Origin of the sequence: uncultured Bacteroides sp. (assembly GCF_949298305.1) — a bacterium.
Taxonomy (GTDB): domain Bacteria; phylum Bacteroidota; class Bacteroidia; order Bacteroidales; family Bacteroidaceae; genus Bacteroides.
Map to the genome: position 1 here is coordinate 1 of NZ_CASFWU010000160.1, position 2779 is coordinate 2779.

Here is a 2779-nt window from a genome sequence, read left to right on the forward strand (position 1 = left end):
ACAGGATGTTGAGCAGGACTGCCCAACCGATGTACTTCTTGTAAGGCGACACGAAACGCCTCATCAACTGTATGAATTCCTTCATTGCTTGTGATTAAGTGGGTTATGAGGGTGCAAAGATACAAAGAAAACCTGCTATATCAAGCACCTCGACAATTAATATTACCCGCCGCAGGCATGCCGCGACCGGGCACAGGCCACGACGCCTGCCTGGCGGAGGGTACCGTCAGGACAGGATTTTCTCATAGACGGCCATCCGCCTTTCCAGCATCTTGGCGGGGTCGTAGATGCGTGCCAGCTTCTCCTCGGCCTGCAGGGCCATGCGTTCCTGCAAGGGCACGTCGTTCAGCAACCTGACGACGGCATCGGCAAACGCCTCGGCATCGTCGGCCACCAGACACTCCACGCCCGACGTGAAGTCCAGCCCCTCGCAGCCCTTGGCCGTGGTGACCACGGGGGCGCGGGAAGCGATGGCGTCGAGTATCTTCATCCGCATGCCGCTGCCTATGCGGATGGGTACCAGGAAGACGCTCCCCCTCAGATACTCGTGAAGGTCTTCCACAAAGCCCGGCAGCTCCAGTTCCGGACAGGCCGCGCTGAGTTCCTTTATCCGCAAGCCGCGCCACTGTCCCACGACCTGCACCCTGAACGTCACTCCCCGCCGGCGCAGGCAGGGTATCACCTCCCGGCAGAACCAGTCCACGGCATCCAGGTTGGGGAAGTGGTCCTCGCTGCCCACAAACGTGAGGCGGCAGGTGGCGGGCACGAACTCCTTGGCTTCTTTCCTGTCAGGCATCCGGACGATGGCCGGCGAGGTGTGGATGCGCCCGGCAAGTCCGGTCAGGCCGGAGAGGATGTGCCGGTCGGTGTCGGTCAATGTGACGATGTGGCCGAACTGTTTCAGGGCCATGCACTCGAAGTCCTTGGACATCTCGTAGAGCATCCGTTCCTGCGGGGTGACGTCCTTGAACAAGGCCATCTCGTTCTTGTTGCGTACGAACCTGATTTCGTGATGGACAAAGACGGTCGGCACGTCACGCGGCAACAGGTATCCCAGGCCTATCAGCTCGTAGAACTCCACCTGTATGATATCGAATCCACGGCCGGCCACTTCGGCCACATAATCCATATAGGCGGGTTCGAGCGCGTCGGGCATGGACTTCCACAGGGTGGACTTCTTGCGCACCAGGTCTTGCGTCTCGCCTGCCAGCAGCTGCCTTCTCATCTTGCGGGTGAGCGAGGCCTTGGCCTTGCCCAGCCACTTGTAGTAGAACGGATGGCGCACGGCGGGCCTTGCCATCTCGCGCGTAAAGACGTAGAAGTCTACGTCGGTCCATATCTTCTTCAGCTGCTCCAGGTTTTCCTCGTTCCGGTCCGAGTCGGGATAGAGCAGCAGCGAGACCGACATCCGGTGGCGGATGTGGTCCACCATGTTAAAGAATGCCTGGTTCCCTCCGGAGTTCAGCGGATAGGGAACGTAAGGGATGATAAACAGTATCTTCTTCATTATATTAAAGGTATAGCTCAACGAAGTGTTTTACATCGGGAATCGGGGGGCGGGCCCTTCAGAGCCTGAAGTGGCGGAAGGCCACCTTCAGCGCCAGCCCGAGTGAGAAGGGGCGGAGCGCGCGGAAGAACATCCACACGTCGGCATTGGTGTATCGGCGCCCCACGGAGCACGTCAGGATGGTGTGCAGATAGGCGGCCAGCGCACGGTGGAGCTCCCTGTCGCGGCGGTGTCCGGGATAGCGGTCCGCCATCCAGTCCACAAACCGGGCGGTGGCCTTCAGCTTCTCCCGGTCAAAGCGGCTGGAGTTGCTGATGTTCTTCCCCTCCGCGTTCCTCCACGAGACGGGCCGTCCGGGCAGGGGAGACATGCCGCCGGCACAGTCGGCGAACCCTGCCCACGTAGCGTCGTCCGAGCACCAGGCCACCGGGAAATGGACAAAGCCGCCGGCCGCGTCCATCAGCTTGCGACTGAACACGTACTCGCAGGCGGCAGAGCTGATCCTGCCGGACAATTTCTCCAGCAGAAATTCGTAACCGGACAAGGCCTTGTCCGTGAGTGCGGGATTGGCTGATATCAGTCGGTCCCCGGCATCAATCACCGACAGGGGGAAACGGGCGAAGAAGAGGTCGGAAGTCCGGGCGTGCCAGGCCGCCAGAATACGCTCCACCGCGTCGGGGGGCATCAGGTCGTCGTCAGAGAAAAGCCACACCAGCGGCTCGTCCGACAGGCCGATGCAGCGCTCCCAGTGGGCCACCAGGTCGGTGCCGCCCAGGTTCTTGTCGAAACGCCGGTAGACAATGGGAATCTTTTCAGAATAGACATCCACGATGGACTGCAGGTCATCGGGGCTATGGTCGTCGCCTACATACACCTTGAAGTCACGGCACGTCTGCGCCGCCAGCGACTCCAGGGTACGCCCCAGGAACCCGGCCTTGTATGCCGGTATGATGATTGCCACGTTCTCCATTCTCATAGTTAATGTTTTAGGATGACAAAAGTAGAGAAAAAATAGATAATACGCAACTTTATGCCGCCCGTAGCGGCAGGCTTTCTCCTGACGGCCTCCGCGCGGCGCCTGCGGGCACACAAAAACAGGCCGCCTGTTTGGCCCGGCACAAAAAAAATGTATATTTGCAGACAGTTTACCAAGCAGCCAAACAATTCTGAAGACATGCCTCCCAAAGTCAGCGTCATAGTGCCCAACTACAACTACGCCCGCTACCTGAAAGCGCGCATCGACTCCATCCTGAACCAGACCTTCCAGGACTT

General features: G+C 59.5%; 3 protein-coding genes. 1 reads left to right on the plus strand and 2 read right to left on the minus strand.

Annotated features, from left to right (window positions below):
- Window positions 1-226 precede the first annotated feature (226 nt).
- Entirely contained in the window at window positions 227-1507 is a 1281-nt protein-coding gene (locus tag Q1Y74_RS13845; RefSeq protein WP_300814878.1) for a glycosyltransferase, read from the minus strand.
- Window positions 1508-1565: 58 nt separating this feature from the next.
- The gene (locus Q1Y74_RS13850; RefSeq protein WP_300814879.1) at window positions 1566-2483 is read right to left on the minus strand and encodes a glycosyltransferase family 2 protein; all 918 of its coding nucleotides are present in this window, start codon (window positions 2481-2483) and stop codon (window positions 1566-1568) included.
- A 198-nt stretch (window positions 2484-2681) separates the two neighbouring features.
- Here Q1Y74_RS13850 and Q1Y74_RS13855 point away from each other — a divergent pair.
- On the plus strand, window positions 2682-2779 hold a 98-nt coding region (locus Q1Y74_RS13855), incomplete at its 3' end, for a glycosyltransferase (protein WP_300814880.1).